This window comes from Sunxiuqinia elliptica (genome assembly GCF_900113005.1).
Classification (GTDB): domain Bacteria; phylum Bacteroidota; class Bacteroidia; order Bacteroidales; family Prolixibacteraceae; genus Sunxiuqinia; species Sunxiuqinia elliptica.
Genome location: NZ_FONW01000002.1, coordinates 293,559 through 319,427, shown reverse-complemented (window position 1 = coordinate 319,427; position 25,869 = coordinate 293,559). Strand labels below are relative to the sequence as shown.

The 25,869-nt window shown below is 42.0% G+C and carries 20 protein-coding genes; 7 read left to right on the top strand and 13 right to left on the bottom strand.

Annotation, left to right across the window (positions count from 1 at the left end; all coding sequences use genetic code 11):
• Positions 1-143: 143 nt before the first annotated feature.
• Positions 144-1,799, top strand: a complete 1,656-nt coding sequence (locus tag BM156_RS06030) for a S41 family peptidase (RefSeq protein ID WP_170846875.1) — start codon at positions 144-146, stop codon at positions 1,797-1,799.
• Positions 1,800-1,950: 151 nt separating this feature from the next.
• On the opposite strand, the gene BM156_RS06025 is transcribed toward BM156_RS06030, so the two are convergent.
• The 8 genes from BM156_RS06025 to BM156_RS05990 all read right to left on the bottom strand — a co-directional run bounded on the left by BM156_RS06025 (position 1,951) and on the right by BM156_RS05990 (position 15,865).
• Positions 1,951-4,125 (bottom strand): DUF5916 domain-containing protein, encoded by a 2,175-nt coding sequence (locus BM156_RS06025; protein ID WP_212733433.1) that lies wholly within the window; start codon positions 4,123-4,125, stop codon positions 1,951-1,953.
• Positions 4,126-4,333: 208 nt separating this feature from the next.
• Positions 4,334-5,566 carry an efflux RND transporter periplasmic adaptor subunit gene (locus BM156_RS06020; RefSeq protein WP_093918940.1) on the bottom strand — a complete coding sequence of 411 codons (1,233 nt, stop codon included), beginning with the start codon at positions 5,564-5,566 and terminating at the stop codon, positions 4,334-4,336.
• A gap of 5 nt (positions 5,567-5,571) precedes the next feature.
• A complete protein-coding gene (locus BM156_RS06015; RefSeq protein WP_093918939.1) occupies positions 5,572-7,056 on the bottom strand; it encodes a TolC family protein in 1,485 nt (494 codons plus the stop codon).
• A 16-nt stretch (positions 7,057-7,072) separates the two neighbouring features.
• Entirely contained in the window at positions 7,073-8,446 is a 1,374-nt protein-coding gene (locus BM156_RS06010; RefSeq protein WP_093918938.1) for an ABC transporter permease, read from the bottom strand.
• Positions 8,447-8,461: 15 nt separating this feature from the next.
• On the bottom strand, positions 8,462-9,856 hold the full coding sequence (locus tag BM156_RS06005) for an efflux RND transporter periplasmic adaptor subunit (RefSeq protein WP_093918937.1): 1,395 nt from the start codon (positions 9,854-9,856) through the stop codon (positions 8,462-8,464).
• A 241-nt stretch (positions 9,857-10,097) separates the two neighbouring features.
• Positions 10,098-11,486 carry a phosphoglucosamine mutase gene (gene glmM / locus BM156_RS06000; RefSeq protein WP_093918936.1) on the bottom strand — a complete coding sequence of 463 codons (1,389 nt, stop codon included), beginning with the start codon at positions 11,484-11,486 and terminating at the stop codon, positions 10,098-10,100.
• A gap of 46 nt (positions 11,487-11,532) precedes the next feature.
• A complete protein-coding gene (locus BM156_RS05995; RefSeq protein WP_093918935.1) occupies positions 11,533-13,026 on the bottom strand; it encodes a glutamine synthetase family protein in 1,494 nt (497 codons plus the stop codon).
• A gap of 211 nt (positions 13,027-13,237) precedes the next feature.
• Complete coding sequence (locus tag BM156_RS05990) at positions 13,238-15,865, bottom strand: valine--tRNA ligase (protein ID WP_093918934.1); 2,628 nt, start codon at positions 15,863-15,865, stop codon at positions 13,238-13,240.
• A gap of 416 nt (positions 15,866-16,281) precedes the next feature.
• On the opposite strand from BM156_RS05990, the gene BM156_RS05985 reads away from it, so the two are divergent.
• Together BM156_RS05985 and BM156_RS05980 are read left to right on the top strand one after the other, a co-directional pair.
• Positions 16,282-16,818, top strand: a complete 537-nt coding sequence (locus BM156_RS05985; RefSeq protein ID WP_093918933.1) for a GNAT family N-acetyltransferase — start codon at positions 16,282-16,284, stop codon at positions 16,816-16,818.
• A gap of 3 nt (positions 16,819-16,821) precedes the next feature.
• Positions 16,822-17,292, top strand: coding sequence for a putative signal transducing protein (locus BM156_RS05980; protein WP_093918932.1), 471 nt, complete (start codon positions 16,822-16,824; stop codon positions 17,290-17,292).
• A 3-nt stretch (positions 17,293-17,295) separates the two neighbouring features.
• On the opposite strand, the gene BM156_RS05975 is transcribed toward BM156_RS05980, so the two are convergent.
• The 4 genes from BM156_RS05975 to lipA are packed head-to-tail and all read right to left on the bottom strand — an operon-like array spanning position 17,296 to position 19,778.
• A complete protein-coding gene (locus BM156_RS05975) occupies positions 17,296-17,541 on the bottom strand; it encodes a hypothetical protein (protein ID WP_093918931.1) in 246 nt (81 codons plus the stop codon).
• A 1-nt stretch (position 17,542) separates the two neighbouring features.
• Entirely contained in the window at positions 17,543-18,217 is a 675-nt protein-coding gene (locus BM156_RS05970) for a class I SAM-dependent methyltransferase (protein WP_093918930.1), read from the bottom strand.
• Entirely contained in the window at positions 18,204-18,872 is a 669-nt protein-coding gene (gene lipB / locus BM156_RS05965; protein ID WP_093918929.1) for a lipoyl(octanoyl) transferase LipB, read from the bottom strand. The genes BM156_RS05970 and lipB overlap by 14 nt, the downstream gene beginning before the upstream one ends.
• Positions 18,873-18,914: 42 nt before the next feature.
• The gene (lipA, locus tag BM156_RS05960) at positions 18,915-19,778 is read right to left on the bottom strand and encodes a lipoyl synthase (RefSeq protein ID WP_093918928.1); all 864 of its coding nucleotides are present in this window, start codon (positions 19,776-19,778) and stop codon (positions 18,915-18,917) included.
• A gap of 362 nt (positions 19,779-20,140) precedes the next feature.
• On the opposite strand from lipA, the gene BM156_RS05955 reads away from it, so the two are divergent.
• Genes BM156_RS05955 through ruvC form a run of 4 tightly spaced genes read left to right on the top strand, consistent with a single transcriptional unit; the run spans position 20,141 to position 24,855 of the window.
• On the top strand, positions 20,141-22,024 hold the full coding sequence (locus tag BM156_RS05955; protein ID WP_093918927.1) for a tetratricopeptide repeat protein: 1,884 nt from the start codon (positions 20,141-20,143) through the stop codon (positions 22,022-22,024).
• A gap of 24 nt (positions 22,025-22,048) precedes the next feature.
• Positions 22,049-22,987, top strand: coding sequence for a DMT family transporter (locus tag BM156_RS05950; RefSeq protein ID WP_093918926.1), 939 nt, complete (start codon positions 22,049-22,051; stop codon positions 22,985-22,987).
• Positions 22,988-23,011: 24 nt separating this feature from the next.
• Positions 23,012-24,301 carry a S41 family peptidase gene (locus tag BM156_RS05945; RefSeq protein ID WP_093918925.1) on the top strand — a complete coding sequence of 430 codons (1,290 nt, stop codon included), beginning with the start codon at positions 23,012-23,014 and terminating at the stop codon, positions 24,299-24,301.
• The gene (gene ruvC, locus BM156_RS05940; protein WP_093918924.1) at positions 24,301-24,855 is read left to right on the top strand and encodes a crossover junction endodeoxyribonuclease RuvC; all 555 of its coding nucleotides are present in this window, start codon (positions 24,301-24,303) and stop codon (positions 24,853-24,855) included. The genes BM156_RS05945 and ruvC overlap by 1 nt, the downstream gene beginning before the upstream one ends.
• Here ruvC and BM156_RS05935 read toward each other — a convergent pair whose 3' ends face one another.
• Entirely contained in the window at positions 24,856-25,704 is an 849-nt protein-coding gene (locus BM156_RS05935; protein ID WP_093918923.1) for a restriction endonuclease, read from the bottom strand.
• Between the last annotated feature and the right edge of the window lie 165 nt (positions 25,705-25,869).

Below are 25,869 nucleotides of genomic sequence, written 5' to 3'. Positions count from 1 at the left end.
TTTTTGCCATTCCTTCACACATCTGTCAATTCAAACATTTAGATTTTTTTCAGCTTTTATTCAGTTTATTTAACTCATCTCCAGCGATCATAAACAAGAACAATGACCACTTTTGTATCATAATGAATGCAAAACATCAGTTTATGAAGAAAATTCTAGTTCTCATTTTACTCACATTCCTCTCTTCAAGTTTCCTATTTGCACAACAAAAGTTGACAGAAACCGAAAAACTCGCATCCACCGGAAAACTATGGGGATTTTTAAAGTATTATCATCCAGAAGTTGCTAAGGGCACTTTTAATTGGGACAAACAATTGATTGAAGTGCTGCCTGAAGTTGAACAAGCCACAACCAAAGAGCAATTATCAGAAGTTTACCTGAAATGGATTGCTTCTTTGGGAAAGGTTAAGAAAACCAACACAAAGTCAGGAGATGACTATTTCGAAAAAAACTTCAATCTTTCCTGGATCAGTGATTCAACCATTTTTACGCCTGAATTATCTCAAAAATTGAGGTTTATTGAAAACAACAGAAATAAAAGAGGGAATCACTACGTCTCTACCAGAAAATATGTGGGCAATGTTATCATTACCAATGAGCCCGAATATAAAAACTTTGAATACCCCGATAAGCATTATCGTTTACTCTGCTTATTCAGATATTGGAACATTATCGAATACTTCTTCCCCTACAAATACCAAACCGACCAGAACTGGAATGACGTTCTACTGGAAATGATTCCACGTTTCAGGGATGCAAAAAGTGCCACAGAATATCATTTAGCGATACTTGAAACTGTGGTAAAAATTGATGATGGACATACACTACCTATTTATACCAAAAAACTAGCTACCTTCTTTGGTAAATACTGGATACCTATAAACTATGCAGTCATTGACAATAGTATCGTCATCTCTGGCTTTAGATATAAAGGCGTAGATAAACGCTATGATTTGAAAGTAGGTGATGCTATTTTAGAAATCGATGGAATTTCAATAGCGGAATTACTTCAACAGAATTCAAAATACACACCAGCATCTCACCAAAACGGAAAGGAGAAAAGATCGTCTATAATTCTCAGGGGACATAAGCCTGAAGTAACTATAACATACAAAAGAAATGGAAAGATCTTTGAAAAAACAATTCATCGAGATGATGTTTCAACATTCAAAAAAATAGAACCAGTTGCTCGTGATAAAACCAAATGGAAGCAACTGAGTAAGAATATTGCCTATGTAAATTTAGGCAATGTTGAAACATCAGAAGTTGATCAAATAATGGACAGTGTTACGACTTGCTCGAAAGCAATCATTTTTGATATCAGAAACCGCCCCAAGGGCACGAGGGTAATGCGACGAATTTCAGTGCGTTTAAAACCTCAAAGTGATGTATTTGCCAAAATTATCGTTCCTGATTTATCCTATCCAGGAAAATTTAGATGGAAGGAAGGGGTTGAATCCGGCATAAGAAATAAAAATTATTATAAGGGTAAAGTTATCCTGTTGGTTAACGGACACACACTAAGTCACGGTGAATATTTTACTATGTGCTTACAAAGTTCACCAAACGCTATCACCATTGGACAACAAACTGCCGGAGCCGACGGAAATGTTTCTCAATTTAAACTGATTGGCGGATTTAAAACAGCCATGTCTGGAACCGGAATCTTTTATCCCGATGGTACAGAAACCCAGCGAAAGGGAGTAAAAATTGACATTGAAGTAGAGCCAACGATAGCTGTAGTTATTGAGAATAGGGATGAAATATTAGAAAAAGCAATTGAAGTTGCCAAAGACTAAACATTCTCATATCAAGATCCCTCCCTATGGGGTAAACAATAGTAAAAAAAATTCATTCTTAAATACAACTCTCCCTTTCCACTCAAAACAAAAAAAGGCCATTGGAAACAATTCGCTGTTTCCAATGGCCTTTCACTATTTTCAATAAGCTCTAGTTAAACCAATACGACAGTTTCATGACCAGTGCACGATTCCGGGAAGTCCAATCTCCGGTAAAGTAATTGTCGGTGTAAACTATGAAAAAGTCTGACACCGGCGCATAACGCCACTGAAAACGCATATTGATGTTCATATTCTCGATTTGCTCGTTATACTGCACAAAGGTTGACAGGAAAACTTTATCCGAAAACGTAAGATCCATTTTAGGCCCCAGCAACCAAAAGTTTGCTTTTTCGAAAGGAGCAGGTAAACGAATCTCATTGTAGCTCACATTCATCGCAAAATTGACATAGGGTTGGATGCGGTACCCAATCATCCCCTCCATAAAATCAATGTCCCCATTGTAAAATGATCCTTTACTATACAAAGCCGACCATTTGAAATTCTTTCGGTTATCCGACAAAAATTCAGCCCAAAACTGGGTAAAGTTATGCTCACTCCCTGCTGGCAAAAAATGCTCGCTGGTCCGTGTTGGATCAAAATCATGCTGCAATTGCACGAAAAAATCCTTCACCCCAACAATTGCTTTCGCCCGATTGGTAAACTCAACATTATAACCTAGAGTTTGCACGTAGTCGATTTTCTCATAATCGGTATTGAAGAAATTTTCGCTTTCCAAGAATGGCCCATGGGCAATAACCTTTTTATTGGGCACCCAAGTATAACTCAACGAAGGCCCCAGAAAGTTATAGCCGGTACGTCGCACAAAACCGACCTCGGCATTGTAATCTGCTCCAACACTTGTTTGATCCATGCGCACTTTCACATTTCGCGTTTGGTATTGCAGCGAGGCACCTTGGGCATACTGTCCATGCTCATGTTCCTCTTCGTCAAACGACTGGTGGTAAAACAATTTTCCGGTCCAGGTATTATCACTTGATGCCAGGTTGTAGTCGAAACCAACTACCCGGTTGTAATCCTGCACATCACCCGGCTCGTTGATATTTTCTTTATTCACAAAAATCATCCCTGCACTTGAACGGGCAAAGAGTTTCCGTTGAATTGATGCCACAGCAAAGTTACGCGCTGGCAACAAGGAGGTTTTCTCGGTCTGCATATCCATTAAGCCCAAACGCCAGTTATTGTCTAGCTTGCCGCTCAACCGGGCGCCAAACAAAACGGGAGCATCTAGCCCAATCCGGCGCGAAAAAAAAGGTGTTACCACATCATAGCCATATCCGGCAAATAAGTCGGAATTTTCCAGAAAGAACTGTCGTTTTTCAGGAAAGAATAGTTCAAACCGGTCCAGGTTAGTTACCTGTTCATCCACTTCAGCCTGAGCAAAATCAGGATTGTAAGTCAAGTCCAGATTCATGGAGGTACTCACCCCAATTTTCGCATCAAAACCAAAATCAGTCTGATAGTCCGCCTTTGTTCCGGCTTCATAATCTTTGGCCACCGAGCCAAAAACATAAGGAATAACGGAAAACATTGTTTTCGATTTCGGCAGTGGATCTTCCCATTCCAACACGCCCGTATAGGCTAAGGATGCCGTAGGAAACTGACGAGGAACAGGTGCCCAAGCCGACTTTTCATTCCCCTTGAGGTCGAGCCGGCTAAAGTTTACATACCAGCGATCAGTGCCCGACTTAAACCGAATGGAACGAAAAGGAATGCGCATCTCTGTCACCCAACGATCGTCCGAATGCAGCGTTTCTGATTCCCATTTACAATCCCAGTTTAGATTGACCGCACTACCATCATGCATAATGCCGTCCCACTTGGCACCCGACGCTGAGGCTCCAAATGAGAACCCGTTGGTTTGATCCAAAAAAGTATCAAAGAAAACCAGAAAATTATCGTTGTTCCCAAATACAAAATCACGTCGGAAGGATTCGGCAATTCTTTTTCCCGGAATGGTATCAAAAAAAGTAAACGCCAGATAAAAAGCCTTGTCATCATAAGTCATGACAACTTCACTTTGAGATTCTGCCATTCCGGTATCAACTGGCAAAACACGATAGAAATTGGTTGCTTTTTCTGCTTTTATCCAGTCCGGTTCATCAACAACTCCGTCAATCTGAATTGGATTTTGGGCTTTTTTTACTCGAAGGACATAGTCCTTGTTAAAGGTTTGCTGCAAACTATCGGGTTGCGATTTTTCAATTTGAAAAGCCCAACCGTTTAAAGCCTGCATGCAAATAAAGAGCATGAGAATCTTTTTCATTGGTAGGTTAATGGTTGTTTGTTAGTTCGTTTAGCGTGACTAAAAGTACAAAAATACTTGGCATCTAGCGAATAAAACAAATGCTTAATTCACAGGAAGCCTTTCCATTAACCCAAGAAGGTGTTCTTTGTTTAAGAACTGCCTGTAGTATTAACAATTCTTTAGAAAACAAAAAACACCTTCAACATCAAAAAAAGTAAGTATGAACCTAGAGTTTATCTTCTGGCGGAGTCAGCATCACCCGATCTCCCTCTTTTAGTCCTTTTAAAACAACAGCCATCCCTTGGTTTTCGACCCCAATCTCTACTGGCTGTGCAATCACTTGTCCTCCTCGCTTTAAATAAACAACTTGCTTTAAACTATCTCTAAATAAAGCCTCGGTTGGAATAAGCGGTTGATTGCGATAGTGATCAAAAACAATGTTGTTCGTACAAGTCATCCCTGGCTTTAAATCGCTATCGCTGCTATCAAAACGAACGATCACGCGAAAGACCTTCATATCAAAGCCCTGATGATCTTCACCAATGGATGCTACATAATTCACTTTACCTGAGTATACATTATCCGGCAAGGCATCAATCGTAATACTTACACTATCACCAACGGCAATTTTGGAAATATCGATTTCCTTGACATAAGTTTCAGAAATTACGGTCGACATGTCCGGCAAAGTTGCAATGAGCGGACGCCAAATACTAATTTCATCATCTTTGGAGTATTTTGAGCCATCCCAATTGGTTCCCGGCATCACAATTCCATCCTGTGGAGTTGTGATACGAGTTGAACGCATGGCCTGTTGATAGCGACCAATCAAATCATTCAGCCATTCCACTCGTTCTTCTAAGCGCTGAACGTTCATTTTCAAACGATTTCGCTCCAACAAATAGTCGCGCCTTTTCTTTTCAAGCTGAATCTCTCCTTTTTGATAAGTCATTTGCGCTTTTCGCTGATAGGCGGCCGATTCATATTTTGACTGCTCCAAATCAATTTTACCATATTCCAAATCGAGTAAGGCATTGGTTATTTCTTCCCGCCTTTGAGTCAACCGAACGGTACTATCAATCCGTGCATTTTTCAAATCGGCATCGGCCTTTTCTTTCTCCTGCATCCGATCCCGCATCTGGTTTGACAGGTTTGTTTGATCCAGCTGAGCAATATAATCGCCTTTTTTAACGATCTTCCCTTCTTCAACCATATCCACAATTTTCACCTGCCAAATACGTAATTCCCGGTCGCAAATAACATCCGGAAGATTAATCTCGGTTGCTTTCTCTCCTTTTACTTCTCCAACACTCTCAACCACCGCATCCAGGTTCCCTATTTTCACTTGATAGGTATGACCGCCACCAATCAGGTCGTCGTCAAACACGCCAACAATTGCTATAATTAGCAACACGATGGCCGGAATTCCCCAGAAAATGAGTTTCTTATTTTTCTTCATACCAATTAGTTTTCCAGGATTTGCTCATATTGTTCTGTCAAAGGCATATCCTCTGCAAAATCGAAGAGTGTCAATCTTCTTACACTGTAGTAATAACGCCAATAGGCACTCAGTGCGGTCACGTAGTCTCTTCTGGCCGTTTCCAAGTCATTACGCGCCTGATTCAAGTTGATTACATCCAGTTTTCCAATCAAAAAGCGCTGGAACGCCACTTCAAAACCCTGCTGGGCAACGGTATCCGCCAAGGATGCATTTCGCACCTGATCGCTCTGCAGGTTAAACTCCATAACCGTCTGAACAACATCCTGTTCAAAGTCAATCCGAGCCTGATTTACGGTTGCCCTTACAACTTCACGATTGTACTCAGCCATTTGATAACGACCTTTTCGGCGTCCCCAGTCTACAATCGGAATGTTCACTCCCAACTGAAAACGCTGCCGCTGATCAGGATCAGTATAAACATCCTCCAATTTTGCAGATGATTGATCCAACCCATATAGAGCATAAATACTGGTATTTAATCCGGTTTCTGATTTTGCTTCATCCACTCGCTGATCTTCGGCCAACAAGCGTTGCTGCTGATCCATAATTTCTGGACTATTTTCCAAGGCTTTTGCAATGGCTACACCTGCTTTTACCTCCAGTTCAGGGATTTCCTTCGGAATAATACATGAAATCTCAACTTCCTTCTCCAATCCCAAAAACGAATTTAGACGGGTTTGAGCACGCGACAACTCCATCCGTGCACTGTTCAGCGACTGCTCTGCCTGCAGTTGTCTTAATTGCAGGTTGAGCAACTCATCCTGCGTTACTGTTCCCACTTGAAATCGGCCTTTACCAATGGTATACAGCGTATCGGCACTGGCTTTATTATTTTCGGCAATCGACAGGTTAATCTCAGCAGCAACCAGGCTAAAAAAGTTCTGAGTTGCTTTCATCGCCAATTCCTCCCGCGACTCAATAAATACTTTCTTGGCTTTCTCGTATTTCAGAGGTTCAATTTTAGCTTTCCATTTCAACTCGTTATAGCCATTCAGATTTTGCTGATACCCAATACTAATAGGAGTTGACTGATAACTATTCTTTTTATCTCCGCTCAGGTTTTTCACCATTCCTAACTCCGAACGCAAGAACAATCGACCTCCAGTAAGAGCAACATTCTGATTCAGCGATAATCCGAAATCCGAGTTCAAATACTCACGTTGTACGTATTCTTCTTCATTGGTTTGGAAGTTATACTCCCGGTTCCGATAGCGGTTAAAATCCAGGGGGGTTGCATCCAAGCTTAAACTGGGTAATCGGTCAGCTTTGAAATAACGATACTCCCAATAACTGGCGCGAAACATATTTTTATTTCGAAAGGCATCCAACGACTGTTGTGAAGCCAATTCAATTACATCACTCAATGATAATTTAAGTTGCTCCTGAGCCTGTACTTTTACTCCAGCCCAAACAAGCAATACGGTTACAATAAAATATTTTGTTTTCATTCTTTCAGTTTTCAGGTTAGTAACGTAATGATTCTACAGGGTCTTTTTCAGCAGCTTGCTTAGCTGGAAGGTATCCGAATATAATTCCAACGGCTGCCGAAACTCCAAAAGCAATTACAATACTGAAAAAAGAGACAATCGTTTTGATATCGAAAATAGCCGTAATCGTTTTGGAAAGGACCACTCCAAGTATGATCCCGATAATACCTCCGAACACGCTAATCAACGTTGATTCGGATAAAAACTGAACGATGATGTCTTTCTGTGAAGCACCAATGGCCTGTCGGGTTCCGATCTCTCGAATACGCTCCATCACCGAAGCCAACATGATATTCATAATTCCAATTCCACCAACAATGAGGGAAATTCCTGCAATGGCTCCCAATACCACATTGAAAATATTCTTGGTTCGCTGCTGTTGTTTTAACAACAACTCAGGAATGGTCACCTCAAAGTCGTACAGTTCAGAGTGTCGGCGAAGAAGCATACGCTTAACGACATTCGCTGTCGTGCTGAGCTGCTCTGTTTCTTTCACTTGAATGACGATCTTGCTTAACTGGTTTAGGTTTTTATCATCATCCTCTGCTGATTCTTCCTCCGAGGAAGCTCCTCCAATAATAATCATGCCGCCACCGTTCTGGTTGGTATTGGCCTTTTCAACTTCATCCGCCCGAACCAAGGATCTGTTTTTGAATCGCAGCAAAACGGTTTGAACCGGTACAAAAATCTTATTGTCCGAGCTGCTGATTCCCATTTCATCGGAAGCTGAAGTCGTAAAATCTCGCTTTTCAACAACCCCAATTACTTTTAACCAAACTTGTCCGCATTTAATACTTTTTCCCACAGGATCCTCTTGCTTGAAAAAGACATTTTTAATGTTATCGCCAATGATACAAACGGGCTGCCCCATTTCACCATGGGTATCATTAAAAATCTCTCCAGCCTGTAGGCCAATATTGAACAACTCAAAATAGCTGTCATCCACACCTTCCAAGACAACCGGATTACTCTTTCCATTTAAAATGGCCGAGTAGTTAAATGAGATCACCGGACTCACCTTGTCAACGGTAGGAATTACTTCCTCAATCGCTTTGGCATCCAATAAAGTTAATCCCTTGCTGTATTTAGTCCGGGCCTGTCCTCCCGATTCTCCCGAGCCTGATTTACCATCAACACTCGTGGCAGTAGGTGTTACAACAATGTTGTTAACCCCGACCATTTTAATTTGCTCAAGAATCTCCTGCTCTGCACCATTCCCAATGGCCATCATGCTAATAACGGCAGCCACACCAAAAATAATCCCCAAGGCAGTCAACATCGATTTTAGCCGATTATCAAAAATGGCTTCAATTCCGATAATTACATCATGAAAATATCGTTTTATCCACATAGGTCTGATTATTTTTTAGTTAGCACTTGTCTGAGCTTTCATCATTCCCTGAGCCATCCCAGTTGGAAGCTTTTGTCCGTTTGACTTTTTGCTGGCTTCTTCACGAGCTTTCGCCTGAGCCTGTTCTTGCTCTTCGGCTTCTTTCAATTGCTGCTCGTAGATTTTAATTCCTTCATAAGCCAGTTCAGAAGAACCTTCCGGAGCTGCTAAATACACCTCATCCTCATCGGTTAGTCCATCTTTTACCAAAACAAAATTTTCATTGGCATCACCCAAGGCAACAATTTGCTTCACTGGGTTGCCACGATGTACCTTATAAACGTACTGCAAGCTGTCATTAGAAAAAACGGATTCAAGTGGAATAGATAAGGTATCTTGCAAAGTCATTGCCTGAATAACGTTACTTGTCGTCATTGCAGGTCGCAAGTCACTATCTTCATCAAATATTTTAACTTTCACTTCGAACACTTTGGCATCACTGTTTGGCATGTTCTGGCCAACGTTAGCCATCGAAATCACTTCACCGGCAAGCTCTTTTTCTGGGAAAGCATCAATTCCGACCTTAACGGGCAAGCCAACTTTCACTCTTGAAATATCAATCTCATTGATAAATGTTCGTGAAATCATATTCGTCATATCCGGAATGGTCGCGATAATGGGTTGCCATATGGCCACGCGTGATCCCACTTTCACCACTCCACCAAAACCTCTTTTATAATAAGTGATTAATCCCGCTTTAGGAGCATAAACTCGAAGCGAATTATAAAGCACATTCAACTCCTTCAGGCGATCGTTGATTTGACGGTAGTTGATAAATTTCCGAGTCACCTTATTTTCTTCTTGTTCGCGCTTCAGCTTGTACGCATTCTTTTCCTGCTCGTACTTACGATCGGCTTTATCGTAATCCATTTGAGCTTTCTTTATTACAGAGGGAGATTCGTAAATGGACTCATCCATCACAATCTTTTTCTCTTCCAAATCCAGCTGAGCGTTGATAATTGCATCACGCTGATTGCTCAAATTTAAGTTAGAATCAATTTTTGCATCCTGCAGTTCGGTCAATGCCTTTTCCAAGTCATCTTGTGCCTTTTTTACACTTTCCTCCACAGCCTGATGATCGAGGCTTCCCACATAATCACCCGAATCCACATAGGTTCCTTCCTCAACCAAATCAGTAATGGTCAATTCATAAATCCGTAAGCTACGATCTTTCAGCTTTTCGGGGATGGTAATGTTTTGCGAGTTTTCTGATTCAAGTTCTCCAGATGAGTAAATCTGAACATCAAAAGCTCCCCGAGTTACGGGAACGGTAATTTCTGTTTCTACCTTATCGCTGCTTTGAAAAATGAGGTAAATGATAATCAAGAAAACAGGAACAAGGGCAATGAGAATGATCTTTTTGTTTTTCATGAATTTAAAAATTAGCAGAATTAGTGTCGTTTATTATAAAACTTTAAAAATCAATCATTATTGAAAGACCACATCCGAATTTTAAATTCATCTTCACCCTCATCCCAAAATACACCTGAATTCATTACATGATCCAATCGATTGGCACACAAGTTTTGTGCCAATTATCATAAAAATTAACGTTTTTTAATGTTCTTTTTAAAGCTTTATAAAAAAAGCCAGTGAATACTGGCTTTCTATCTTATTTTGAAATGATTTCCCGAATTTCCGAGATGATTCGTTGAGCCAAATCAACTGAAGCCTGCTGGTTCGTCGACTCCGCATAAATCCGAATAATCGGTTCCGTGTTTGATTTTCGAAGGTGCACCCATTCGTTGACGAAATCAACCTTCACCCCATCAATGTCGTTCACCTGTTCGTTTTGATACTTTTCCTTCATTTTCACAAGTACAGCATCAACATCAATATCCGGAGTCAATTCAATTTTATTCTTTGAAATGAAATAATCCGGGTAAGTTTTCCGAAGTTCGGTACAGCTTTTTCCTGACTTCGCTAAAAAGGTTAAAAACAGAGCAATACCAACCAAGGCATCACGTCCGTAGTGCGAAGCAGGATAAATAACCCCTCCATTACCTTCACCACCAATCACCGCATCAGAAGCCTTCATTTGGGTGACCACATTTACCTCGCCAACAGCTGAAGCCGTATAGCTTCCACCATGTTTCTCAGTAATATCACGCAACGCCCGCGTTGATGAAAGGTTGGAAACCGTGTTCCCTGGCGTTTTTGAGAGAACATAGTCAGCAATGGCAACCAAAGTATACTCTTCGTTAAACATGGATCCATCTTCGCTGATAATTGACAAGCGATCCACATCTGGGTCCACAACGAAACAAACATCAACGTCATTATCGCGAACCATTTGGCAAGTTTCCACTAAGTTTTCGGGCAGCGGCTCAGGGACATGAGCAAAATGACCGGTTGGTTCTTCGTTGATCGGAAGAATTTCCTGCACTCCCAAAGCTTTCAACAAAGCAGGAATAGCAATCCCTCCAACGGAGTTAACAGCATCAAACGCAACCTTAAAGTTCGCATCGGCAATTGCATCTGCATCAACCAACTCCAAATCCAACACTTGTTGCACATGATCAGGCAAATAATCAGTATTGGTAATTGTTCCCAAGTCGAAAACATCAGCAAATTCAAAATCTTCAGCTTCAGCAAAAGCTAATATTTTAGCGCCTTCTTCAGCCGACAGAAATTCGCCGTTACCATTTAAAAGCTTCAAGGCATTCCACTGCGCAGGATTATGGCTAGCGGTCAGAATAATTCCACCATCAGCTTTTTCTTTAACAACCGCAATTTCAGTTGTAGGCGTAGTTGCTAGGCCAATATTAACAACATTGCAACCCATTCCGCTTAATGATGCGCACACCAATGATTCAACCATTTGGCCTGAAATTCGTGCATCACGTCCAACAACAACTACGGGGTTAGACTTTCCGGTATTTTCCTTTGCCCAACGGGCATATGAGGCACTAAATTTTACCACGTCGATTGGACTTAGTCCATCTCCTGGTTTTCCACCAATTGTTCCTCTGATTCCTGAAATTGATTTGATAAGTGTCATAGTTAATAGGCTATTTGAGCTTTTTATTATTTAGTAGTACTTATTTTTACATGTAATTTAAATATTCATCAATCAAAGCCGGTAAATCTTGATTCTCTCCATACGTTTTTAGATTCTCACCCAACTCCTTATCGTTGTATGATCTTAAACGAAGAATTAAATGATTGATGATTGACTTCGGAAAAATCTGATCGGCCTCAAATTCTTGTCGAGCATTTTCCAGTGCTTTTGCGGCATCGAAGCACGACATCGGCAATCGGTTAAAGTCTCCAGGCTGATCTTCTGTCAAAAATAAATTTTCAGTACAAAAGTAATCATCTGACTTTTTGATTGCCTCTGAATCACTCAAGCCCTTCATAAATCCAACAATCATTGCTGCTGAAAACAAATAGGGATTAGCCGATCCATCGGTTCCCCGATATTCAACGGTTTGCCGGAACGAATAGTCATGCTTTTCTTGTTCTTGCTGATTTAGTTGTGCACCAAAAGAACTATCGGCATGCCACCCTAAGGGGACTCGGATCAAAGTTGACCGATTTTGCTTGCCCCAACAAATTTGATTGGGAACAGCCTGTCCTGGCATAAAACGCAAATACGAAACCGGTGTACTATTGGCAAAGGCCGTTAATGCTGGTGCTAAATCCAGCACTCCGGCGATCATTTTCAAGCAAGTAGGGGTCAGTTCTTTGTTCTCAATCAAACGGTTTCGACCGTCCTCTTCCGCTAAAAAGTGGATATGCATGCCACTCCCCGGCTGGTTCAAGGCAATTTTAGGAATGTAAGTCACACTCACACCATACTTCCGCCCCAACATTCTTAAAATCCACTTGGCCACCAACAATTGATCGGAAGCATCTTCCGGATCCACCGGAGCAAACTCAATTTCGTGTTGCTCATAATGCTTTCCATGATGCGTAAAACGGCCATTCTCAGCATGCCCAAAACGAACCATGCCCCCACACTGTGCAATAAGTTTGATGGCTTCGACCCGCAATTCCTCATGAAGGGTAAACGGCTCAGCACAATGATAACCATTGTTGGAAGTATTCGTATCGTTCTCCACCGTACTAATAACATAGTACTCCAGCTCCCCCATCATTTTCAATTTCATGTTGGTCGCTTTATAAAAAGCCGTTTTAGCTTTACGCAAAATATTCTCAGGCGAACTCTCCAAAGGCTCCCCGTTGGCGTTGTAAAACGAACACAAAATATCTACTGAAGGAATTTTCGCAAATGGATTCAGAAATGCAGTTTTATACCTCGGCACCAGATACAAATCGCTCGAATTCGCCTCGAGAAATGAAAAGATACTGCTACCATCAACCCGTTCGCCCGACGATAAAACCATGTCCAATTCATCGCGACCAGTCACCATAAAATTGATGGTTTTCAACTTTCCATCTTCGGCAACATAGCGAAAATTCAACATTTCAATTTCTCGTTCCTCGATGTAACGAATCAGATCCTCTTTGGTAAATTCAGAAGCTGGTTTTTGAAGGTATTGAACCAATAAATTTGGGTTATTCTGAAGTGAGGGCATACCTAAAAATTTAAGCCTATAAAAGTAAGCATGCGAATTGAAAATAAAAAGCCTTGCCCCCAACAAAAAGGCCGGTAAATTATACCGGCCTTTAAAGTGTCCTCAGTAATGAGTACCATCTATTAGATATAACAGTTTACTCAAGTTTTACCCTGAAGCAAACCTGACTTTTTTTTCAAATTAGTCAGGAGATAGCAGCTCATTGTCTATTTTATTTCAAATTGGCAATTTGTTCTTTCAGTACTTTTAACTTGGCTTCGGCATCGGCCTGCTTGGCTTTCTCCTTGGCAACAACCGCATCCGGTGCGTTGTTAACAAATCGTTCGTTGCTCAACTTTTTCATTACTGAATTCAAGAAACCTTCGGTGTATTTCAACTCTTCCTCCAGCTTTTTCAGTTCTTCCTCAACATCAATCAATTCACCCAAATCGATAAAGAAACTGGATGAAAATACGCGGAATGAAGCGGCCCCTTTAACTTCTTCAGCAACCAACTCAATGGCTGACAGATTTCCCATTTTCTTGATGACAGCATCAAATTGCTTGTTGTATCCTTTATCTCCCGGATAGATTTTTAATTCGAGGCTCTCCTTCATGGCCAGGTTATTATTCTTCCGAACATTCCGGATGCCGGCAATCGCTTCCTGAACTGCTTCAAATCCAGCCAAAGTCTCTGCATTAACTTCACCAACTTCAGGCCACTGGCTAATCATGATGCTTTCACCATCTTTTCGCTCGCGCAGCAACTGCCAGATTTCCTCCGAGATAAATGGCATAAACGGATGCAACACCCGCAATACTTTATCCAAAGCATCCAGCACACCTTCATAAGTTGTCCGATCGATTGGCTGTTGGTAGGCTGGTTTTACCACTTCCAGCAACCACGATGAGAATTCATCACGAATGGTTGTATAAATAGTCATCAAAGCATCCGAAATCCGGAACTTATCAAAGTGATCATTAATCATTGTCAGCTGCTCGCTCAATTTCTGCTCAAACCATTCCAAGGCCAGTTTGGAGTGTTCTGGCTGCTCGATAGAATCAGAAACTTCCCATCCTTTTACCAAGCGGAAAGAGTTCCAGATTTTAGCCGTAAAGTTCCGTCCCTGCTCAGTCAGCGCTTCATCAAACAGCAAATCGTTTCCAGCCGGAGAACAAAGCAACATTCCAACGCGAACACCATCAGCACCATATTGCTTAATCAGATCAAGCGGATCAGGCGAATTACCCAGCGACTTACTCATCTTCCGACGCAACTTATCACGCACAATACCGGTGAAGTACACATTCTTGAAAGGTTTATCCTGACGGTACTCGTAACCAGCAATAATCATTCGGGCTACCCAGAAGAAAATGATTTCAGGTGCTGTCACCAAATCATCGGTTGGGTAATAATATTTAATATCCTCGTTTTCAGGATCATTAATTCCATCAAAAACTGAAATTGGCCACAACCACGAAGAAGCCCAGGTATCCAGCACATCTTCATCCTGTGTCAGATCAGCCATGGTCAGGTTTTGGTTACCTGTTTTTTCTTGAGCTTTAGCCAACGCTTTATCGGCACTTTCGGCAACCACAAAGCTTCCATCAGCCAAATAGTACACCGGAATTTGATGTCCCCACCACAACTGGCGGCTAATACACCAATCCTTTACATTGCCCATCCAGTGGCGGTACAGATTTTTGAATTTCTTAGGATGAAACTCAACATCGTCCGACTCCACTGCTTCCAAAGCCGGTTTGGCTAGTTTTTCCATGGCCAGGAACCACTGCGCTGAAAGTTTCGGTTCAATCACCACATCCGTCCGTTCCGAGTAACCAACTTTATTTGTGTAATTTTCAACTTTCACCAAATTGCCTGCTTCATCCAACATCGGGATGATTTGCTTGCGGGCTTCAAAACGGTCAACACCAACCAGCAATTGGGCTTTTTCACTTAAAGTACCATCGTCGTTAAAGGTATCAATGGTCTCCAGGTTATGACGCATTCCAATTTCGTAGTCGTTGATGTCATGAGCTGGTGTAATTTTCAAACAACCGGTACCAAACTCCATGTCCACATAGTCATCCATAATAACAGGAACACTACGTTTTACCAATGGTACCAATACTCGTTTTCCTTTCAGATGTTGAAAACGCTCATCGTTAGGATTTACACAAACGGCGGTATCGCCAAGAATTGTTTCCGGACGCGTTGTTGCAATGGTTACATAATCTTCTTCGCCTTCAATCTGATAGCGTACGTAATATAGTTTAGATTGCTCTTCTTTGTGAATCACTTCCTCATCAGAAACAGCTGTTTTTGCCTGCGGGTCCCAGTTTACCATGCGTACTCCACGGTAAATCAGCCCTTTCTCATATAAATCAACAAAAACTTTGATAACCGATTCCGAACGTTTTTCGTCCATTGTAAAGCAGGTACGCTCCCAGTCGCAAGATGCTCCCAGTTTTTTCAACTGTTCCAGAATGATACCACCATGCTTATCGGTCCATTCCCAAGCATGTTTTAGAAACTCGTCCCGGCTTAAGTCGTTTTTATCAATGCCTTCACTTTTCAGTTTATTAACCACTTTTGCTTCAGTGGCAATTGATGCGTGGTCAGTTCCGGGAACCCAGCAAGCATTCTTCCCGAGCATACGTGCCCGGCGGACCAGAATATCCTGAATTGTATTGTTCAGCATATGTCCCATGTGCAACACTCCGGTTACGTTTGGCGGCGGAATGACGATGGTGTATGGATCACGGTCATCAGGCTCGGAATGAAAATAATTTTTCTCCAGCCAATATTTATACCACTTGTCTTCTACTTCTACAGGATTATACTTGCTCGGAATTTCCATTATTGTGTTTGATTTTTAACTGATTCTGAATTAAGCCACAAAAATATAAAAAATCCGCTACCGAAGCTTTCATTTTAAGGATGATCTCCGTGAATGGCAATCAGCCTTAACTTGCAACGGACTATTCGGTTTTCAGATTTTCAGGATTTTTGATATTCCCAGCACCTTGATTTCAAGCAAACTTGAAAAAAACCGTTCGCCAAGCACAAATAGTCAGCCAGTTACAAAAAGCCAATAAACAACCAAACTTGGCTTCAATAAAGTCAGCCAGAAACCTCAAAAGCCTCTGGGATGAATCGTCGCCTTCTGATCATAATCAAAATCGCCAAATTTTGCTACCTTGCACCTTCACAACTTAACACGCCCACTGATCTAGTCTAACCACTGCAACTCAAAAATATTGGAGGTTATTTAAGATGAAACGCATCCGACTTACCACAACACAAAATCCTTATTTCGATTCAGCATGGAGTTTATATCAACAAGCTTTCCCTGAAGCTGAGCGTCGTTTATTGGAAACACAGGCCATGGTCATAAATCACGAAAGATTCCATTGTGACGTGATTATCCTTGATTCAAAAGTTGTCAGTATTCTTTTCTGGTGGAATTTCGATCAGCTTCGTTTTGTTGAGCATTTAGCCACTTCTCCTGCTCAGCGGGGAAAAGGACTTGGCGCTCAAATTCTCAATCAGTTTTTAGCAGAAAGCGATATTCCTGTTATTCTGGAGGTTGAAAAACCGGAAGAGGAGCTTCAACAACGACGAATCAATTTCTACCAACGTCTCCACTTTCAATTGAACACTCATTTTCACCAGCAGCCTCCTTATCAACCGGGAGGTGAGCCACTGGAATTGCTGCTCATGAGCTATCCCAGTTCTTTGACCGAAAAAGCTGTTCGCTTTTTCCACAAGGAATGTCAGCCTATTATTCACTTTAACGTTTTAATGGATTAAACAATGAAAAACTGGCAAATAATCTGTTCATTCACCTACCCACACGAGGCACATCAAGCTCGTATCTATCTTGAAAACAGTGCAATTCACTGCACCCTACAGGACGAAATGACGGTACAGGTTTACGGGCTTTATTCCAATGCATTGGGAGGCGTCAAGCTGCTTGTTCCGGAAAAAGATTTTGAGCAGGCCCGTAATTTATTGGTTGAAGGCGGCTACATTCAGTCCAATTCTGCAGCAGAACAAGCACCACCAGTTCCACAGGTAGTCACCACCGACAACAAGCATTGCCCCTTTTGCCAATCAACCAACATCGCCAAAAGGAAGGATCCCAACCTGTTGGTTGTCGTACTCTACTTTATCCTAGGCGTCTTTTTCCCAATTTTCAAATCGGGCTACCAATGTTTTGATTGTGAAAAACAGTGGAAACCAATTTCGCCCAAACAAGCCGAAAAAAACAGGCAAGGCGAGTAGCAACTATTTTACTTCGCAGGCGTTGGCTATTTTCAAGTTGAACACGGAAGGATAGTTCGCCATCAGTGTTTTCATACTCTGCGAGAGCAACAGCATAACAGCATCATATTCTCCGGCAATCAAGGTACTCATCGTTCCGGGTTCAACCCGAAGTTGGGGATGTTCTTCAAGAAGCTCCAATAGCTCAAAAACCGGTTGATCGTAGCCATCAACCAAGGGATAATAACTTATTTCAGCGGTGATGTGCATGCTAGTTTTCTTTTTGAACGGCAGCAGCTAAAAATACGCCGCCAACAGTGCTTTGCTCAGGGGTATTGTCCAGCAACGAAAAATCAGGAGATAGGAAAACACACTCCTGAACCTGTGGTTTTCCAAAACTTGTCAAACGAGTTGTTAATAACTCTTTGGTCATGAAATCGCCATGCTTAAACACCGGATCATTGGTTCGGTTTTGTCCCGGAACAGAGTCCGCATTCAAACACCCGGCAATCAGCCAACCGCCCGGCTTCAGAACTCGCTTCATCTCCTCCAAAGCTCGTGGGATATCGCCACAAAACTCCAAGGCAGTAATCACCGCCACCTGCTCAAAAGAATTGGACTCAAAAGGCAAATCAAATACACTGGCATACATCAGCTCATCTACCGGCAAATCCTTTTTCCGGGCTTGTTCCAGCATGGGCTCCGATACATCGGTAGCAGTTACCTGAAACCCTTTTTCAGTAAAGAAACGCGTCCAATGACCAGTGCCGCAACCTATTTCCAACATCTTTCCTGGCACGACAGATTTTACCAAACTCTCAATCGCTTGTTTTTCAAATTCATCAATCTGCTTACCCAAATCGCCCTCATAATAAACGTCATATTCCTGGGCAACTTGCTTTTCTTCAAAAATATTCATTGTTCCCCTCTCACTAATAGATTGCATTAAACTTTTCTTTGACAACCGCTTTCACCTCATCCATATCCATTTTACGTCCCAGCTCCTTTTCCAGAGAGGTCACTCCGTAAGTGATAAATCCACAAGGGTTGATATAACTAAAATAGCGCATATCGGTATTTACATTGAGGGCAAAACCGTGCATCGTAACATAACGGCTCACGCGAACGCCAATCGCACAAATTTTTCGGGACTTGGCAGGAATTTCAGCATCCAGCCAAACGCCAGTAGCTCCTTCCTTCCGGCTGGCGGTAATTCCGTAGTGGGCAACTGTTGCGATAATCGCATCCTCCATTTTTTCGATGTACTCCCGAACACCAATCTTGTAGTACTCTAGGTCAATAATCGGATAGCCCACCAATTGCCCCGGCCCATGATAGGTAATATCGCCGCCGCGGTTAATTTTATAATAGGTCGCTTCAATCTTCTTCATGAAATCCTCATGAATCAGCAAGTTGTGTTCGTCACCACTCTTCCCAAGTGTGTACACATGAGGATGTTCAACCAACAGGAAACGGTTTTCTGCACTCGGACCTGCCTGTGCTTTTTTATCGGCCTGCACTTGTTCCAGAATTGTTTCCTGGTAATCCCAGCATTCTTTATAATCTTTTAAACCAAGATCTTCGTAGTTAAATGTTGCCATAATTCCTTATTTTATCACCCTTATTCTATCGCTCCCCATTTCTTAAGCCTCAACGTGCTGTTCTGCACGATAACTAGACCGCACCAACGGGCTGCTTTCGACAAAAGAGAAACCCTTTTCAAGCCCAATTGTTCGGTAACGCTCAAACTGATCGGGATGTACATACGCTACAACTGGGATATGCGAACATGTTGGCGCCAGGTATTGCCCAATGGTCATCACCTTGCAGCCCGTTTCCAACAAGTCATCCATCGTTTGCAACACCTCCTCCTCAGTTTCGCCCAAACCAAGCATAATCCCTGATTTGGCCACCGCTCCAGCACCTGCAATGTACGACAAAACCTCCAAGCTTCTGCGGTACTTAGCCGCACTCCGAATAGCTGGAGTTAAGCGTTCAACGGTTTCCATATTGTGTGAAATAACTTCAGGGTTGGCTGCTGCCACCAACTCAACAAGTTCTTTGCGCCCCTGAAAATCAGGAATGAGAACTTCCAACTTTGTTTCAGGATTTAGACGTTTTACCTCCCGAATTGTTTCAGCCCAAAAACCAGCCCCCAAGTCCGGCAAATCATCCCGATCCACCGAGGTGATTACCGCATGTTTTAGTTGCATCAACTGGACCGAATTTGCCACCCGTTTAGGCTCATTCGGATCAACAGGCAAGGGTTTGCCTGTTTTAACCCCACAGAATTTACAATTTCGAGTACAAATCTCTCCCAGAATCATGAATGTGGCAGTTCCACGGTTCCAACACTCTCCAATGTTAGGGCAATTTCCACTGGTACAAATGGTGTGCAGCTCATGCTTGTGGACCAGATTTTTCACTTTTGAATAACTCTCCCCTTTGGGCAACTTCATCTTCATCCACCGCGGCAACCGGGTCCGATCCTGATTCGCTTGACTCATGATTTTTGGCAATTTTGGCTCAAAATTAGTTATTTCTGAAAGATCGAAAAATGAATTAATCACAATCCCAGCATCTTCTTTCTAACTGTTGATTCACATTAGGGTATTATCTTTAAACATTTCGTTATTGTCAGCAAGGGATGTTATTTTTGTATGCCTTGCATCGTTCTTTTTTGAAAATGATACAAATAAACTAGAAAAGAGCAGCGAGACACCTGTTCTCGTTTTGAGGAGGATAACGATGAAACGAGCATTATAAAAGATTCTTTTTTAACATTGGGGTATGATTAAGCGAGTTCCCTGTCTGACCGCATAAGCCAGGCAGATATGAATCACCTCAAAAAATAAACAATGATAAACGAATGAAATTACTGATCAACATACAATCCTTGCTTTTTTGCATACTGCTGATCATGCTGCTGCCCAATAACAGTAGCGGACAGCAACTGAAGCTGGATACCCAGACATTGCAGCTCGCCAATCAATACTACCGGAATCAGGATTTTGACAAAGCAGCGGCTATGTATAAAGAGATTTATGAAATATCCGGCAGTCAGCATTATTTCAACTTGTACCTAAATTGTCTGGTGGAAATGGATCATTTTGAAGAAGCAACAGATGCGATCAAAAAACAACTGCGAAAACGTGGTCAAGATCCTCAACTCTACGTCCAGTGGGGCTATCTTCTCAAACAACAAAACCTGCCAGAACAAGCTAATGAAAAATTCCAAAAAGCACTAGATGCCGTTCCTGCTGCCAAACGAGATTATTCGCAACTCGCCAGCTCTTTTTTAAGCCGACGTGAATATGAATTGGCAGAACAAGTTTATTTGCAAGGCCGCCATAAACTGACCAATGAGCCTTTCCATTACGAGCTAGCACGCGTTTACCTTTATCAGCGCAACTACGAGTTGATGTTTCAAGAGTATTTACAACTGCTAAAAGAAGATGAAAAGAGTTTAGGGCGAGTCCAAAGCAGTATGCTCACCGCTTTTCGAATGGATGTCGATGATTCGCTACGCGATGAGTTTAGAACAAGCCTGCTGCGCCAAATACAAAAACACCCGGAAGTCATTGCCTACAATCGGCTTCTTATTTGGCTCTTTGTTCAGGAAAAGCGCTTTTCTCAAGCATTGAGGCAGGCCATTGCCCTCGATAAACGAACCGGAACAGGTGAAGCTCAAATTGTCAACCTCGCTACTATTGCTGCTGGGAATGAAGGATTAACTGAAGCCTTAAAAGCCTACGACTATCTAATTGCCAAGGGAAAACAAAGTGAGTTTTTCCAGCTTGCTCATCAAGGAAAAATGCAGGTTTTGTACCAACAGTTTTTAGCTCAAGCACCGGAGTTTCGACAACCAGAGCACTTACAGCAACAGTTTGATCAAACCTTTCAGGTTGTTGGCTTTACCCCCGAAACCACTCCGCTGATTACTGACTACGCTCATTTTTTGGCATTTTACAAGCATCAGCCTGACCAAGCAATTGAGGTATTAACCGAACACATGAACCGCGGTGGAATTTCCAGGCTACAACGTGATCAGCTAAAAAATGAACTGGGAGACATTCAGGTCTTAAAAAATGATTTATGGGAAGCTATTCTTATCTATTCGCAGATTATTGATGCCAATAAAAACAACCAACTGGGCGATGAGGTAAAGTTTAAAAAAGCAAGGCTTAGCTATTTTATGGGCAACCTGAGTTGGGCACAAGCCCAACTGGATGTGCTCAAAGCCAGTACTTCGAAATTAATTGCCAACGATGCGCTTGAGCTTTCCATTTTTATTAGCAGTAATACAGCACTTGACACGACCACTGCCGCCATGCAACTTTTTGCCAAAGCAGATTTGTATGCGTTCAGAAACCAAGACTCCCTGGCTTGGGCCATGCTCGATTCCATCGAAACCAATTTCAGCTATAACAGCCTCTTGGATGATGTTTATTTCCGCAAGGCCAAAATGGGTATAAGGCAAGCGAATTATGAGCAAGCTGTTAGCTATTTAGAAAAAATAACTGCTGATTTTTCTCATGACTTATTAGGTGACGATGCTCTGTTCATACTGGCCCAACTCTACGAGCAGCAGCTCAACCAACCCGAAAAAGCCGCTGACTTATACAAACAAATGCTGAGCCAGCATCCCGGGAGCATTTATGTAGAAGAAGCACGCGAAAAATACCGACATTTGAGGGCTGAAGAAAAGCCTGACCAGGAAACACTCTTTTTAGAGGGTCAGGAAGTCAACTAATTTCGAAGCAAACGAACGATCTCCATGAAAAATCAAAACCGAGCAATTCTATGGGCGCTATTGGCTGTTGCCATCTGGTCAACAGTTGCCTCAGCTTTTAAACTGGCTTTAAAAAATTATAGCCCATTTCAACTGATACTCGTTGCATCAACCGTCTCATTGCTTGTTTTTACCATTCTACTATTTGCACAAAGGAAATGGCGATTAGCTCTTCGCCCCAGCAAGCGCGACTTATTACTTTCTTCGGCACTTGGACTATTCAACCCCGCTTTATACTACCTCATTTTATTTGGAGCTTATGATTTAAATCCGGCTCAAGTCACGCAATCACTCAATATGATGTGGCCCATTACCTTAGCATTTTTATCAGCTTTGTTTTTGGGGCAGCGCCTAAGTTGGCTTAACCTTTGGGGAATCTTGCTGAGTTTTACGGGCGTCGTTTTTATTGCCTCACAAGGAAGCCTTGAAGGTTTTCAGCAAACCAATATCCCCGGAGCACTCCTTGCACTAGCCAGCAGCGTGGTTTGGTCCTTGTTTTGGGTGCTTAGCCTACGCGACAAGCGCGATAAATTGGTTGCTTTTTTTTGGAACTTTAGCTTTGGCTTACTTTACCTGGTAATCTACGGATTGATCAACCCAAATGTTAGTTTCGATATTGCCATTGACAAGCAACTCTTAATCCCTGCTTACATTGGCTTATTTGAAATGGGAATTACCTTCCTGGTTTGGATGAAAGCGTTACAGTATAGCGAAAACAATGCCGTAACAGGCAATTTTATTTTCCTAACACCGTTTTTGTCGTTGATTTTCATTTACTTTATTCTGAATGAAAAAATTCATTTTACAACATTTTTGGGATTGACTTTCATTATTCTAGGAATTTTTGTCCAGCAACTGAAATCATTCACCAAGAATAGAACCAAACAAAAACAAGCCGTGGAGTTTCCGACGCCCGGTCACTAATTCAAACTTCAAACATGGTGAACGATGCAAACAATCATGCCCAATAACAGACTACTCCTCATTTTGTGGAGCCTTTTATTATTTCTAGGGATTTCTTGCTCCAAAGAGGAAGATCCAGTACCAGATCCGGTGGTCGTTCAAAATAGCAAAACAGCCATTTATGATGCTTTTAAAGAATGGTACTTTTGGCTGGACAAACTTCCTGAAGTTAATCCCAATAGTTATAGTTCCGACCAAGAATTGCTTGAAGCGCTACGTTATGACGAACTGGATCGGTGGAGTTTTATTGCGCCTCTGGATGCATATATAGCCTTATTTCAAGATGCCGAAACCAAAGGATTTGGCGTATCAATGGCTCAAACATTGGACAAAAAATTAATGGTTCGCTTTGCCTACAAACAAGCCCCGATGGGTTTGGTTGGTGTTCACCGAGGTTGGGAAATCTTGAAAATTGATGGCGTCCCGGTAAAAAACATCCCTAATTTAAATGTGGCTTTTGACACAGATAATGAAGTTGTTTTTACCTTTGTGACCACGGCAAACGATACAGTTGAACATGCGGTAACACGAGCAGACTATAAAATCAACACGGTTCTTCATCGAAGTGTTATTGACCACAACGGAACAAAAGTTGGCTACTTGGTTTACGAAAGTTTTATTGGAGATAACACAGATGAGCTAGACGAAGCTTTTGAGCTTTTTCAATCAGAAGGAGTTGAAGAACTGGTTATTGATCTCCGCTACAACGGAGGCGGACGCATGGATATCGCAATGACTCTCGGTGAACTAATTGGAGGAGATGAGGTGGTTGGACAAGTTATGGGCAAGATGATTTATAACAGTAAAAAAAGTGGCGATAATATAGCCTTCGGTACAAACAAAGAAAATCCACTAAGATTAAATCTTGACCGGTTATTTTTTATCACAACAAAAGAGACAGCCTCTGCCAGCGAAATGATGATCAACAGCATGTTCCCGTATAAGGAAATCGTAACGCTTGGACAAACAACCCATGGAAAACCAGTTGGCATGTCTATTCTCCAGGCAAAAAAATACAACTTGGCTTTAGCCCCAGTAACCTTTAAAATACTTAATGCCAATGATGAAGGTGACTATTTTAATGGTATTCCTGTTGATTATGAGGTTGTAGACGATATTTTTAAGGCATGGGGAAATCCACAGGAGGCCTGCCTCAGTCAAGCTTTATCAGTAATTGATGGATCTGTGATTGCAACAAGCATGAAGTCAACTCAGATTCATCCAGTTGGAATTCCACTAAAACGTGGTTTACAAAAAATAACCGGAGCACATTAATGGGAGTTACATCAAAACGAATTTTAGGAATCGACCCGGGAACGGTCGTTATGGGGTATGCACTAATTGAACTGGAAAACAATCAACCCAAGATTTTACAAACAGGGGTCGTCAAAGCCGGCAAATTCAAAGATCACTACCTGAAATTAAAGCAGATATTTATTCGAACACAGCATTTGATGAATGAATATTTACCCGATGAATTAGCCATTGAATCGCCCTTCTATGGGAAAGACATTCAGGCCATGTTGAAGCTGGGACGAGCACAAGGAATTGTCATGGGAATTGCCCTTGAAAAAGACATTCCCGTTTTTGAATACGCACCACTTCGGGTAAAGCAAGCCATTACAGGAATGGGGCGCGCCTCCAAGGAGCAGGTTGCCTTTTTCTTACAAAACATGTTTAAAGATGATCAACTTCCCAAGGAGCTTGATGCTACTGATGCTTTGGCCGTAGCCGTTTGCCATTATTTGCAACAGAAAAGTCCGCTCAAAGGAAAAAGCTACAAAGGCTGGGAAGACTTTATCAAAAAGAATCCAGGCCGGGTCAAATAATTATTCAATAAAAGCTTTTAATTCGCGCTTACTGGCTCTAAAATTGCGAGGCGATAAAGGCAAATGCTCACCATTCATCATGCGTTGATACAAATCATGACACATCACAACGCCTTTGTCTAACAAGGCTTCCTTTTCTTTGCGCGTAATCGATGATAAGCTGGTTATCGGATGAAGTCGTTCCAGCTCGATCCATTCTTTCAGGTTGCCTTTTTGGGGATAGTCCCACCCCAGTAGCGTCAACCCATAATCGCGCCCAAACTTGATGGCATCTTCCGTAAAACGGGTATTCGTAACAATCCAACCTTGCATCGGCATAGGTTCCGGCTGTTTCACCGCGTTTCGTCCTCGGTTAAGATCATCGAAACGCGAGCGAATGTACATGGGCACAATGACATTGGTTTTTGTTCCCTGATAGTTATGAAACTTGCACTCCACAAAAATTTGCTTGTGTCCGTTGGTTGCAACCACATCAATTTCATGACGAACGCTATAGCCATTAACAAGCTTTCCAACGTCCACTTTAAATCCACGGGCCTTAAACAACTCGCCAACAAAATACTCAAACGGATAGCCCGAAGGCCCCAACTGCAACACCGCTTGTTTCAGCCGGTAGTTAACCGCTGTTTTACGCTCTTGTTTCTGAAGAATTTGGTAAGCTTTTCGATAAATATCGCGCGTAAGCATGCCATCGTGCAACTCCAAACTAATGGCTTGCAATATCCGGTTGGCTAGTTCCTCACCTGCACCTGAACGGATCAGTGAGTTAACCAGTTTATCACTTTCAAAATAGACCTTCTCTCCCGAAGCCTTTTCAATCAGGTAATCGGATAGGGGTTTAGTTTGCATGGTTTGTGTTTTTGGTAAAGGTAGAAGAAAAATGAAAGCTCCCGAGTTTTACTCACACTAAAAACATCAGCAGCCAACAAGCCCAGCAAATCACAAGCTTAACCTGTAACCCAACTGAGACTTTAAACAATCGTCAACCGATAAGAATTGAGGGATAATTTGGTA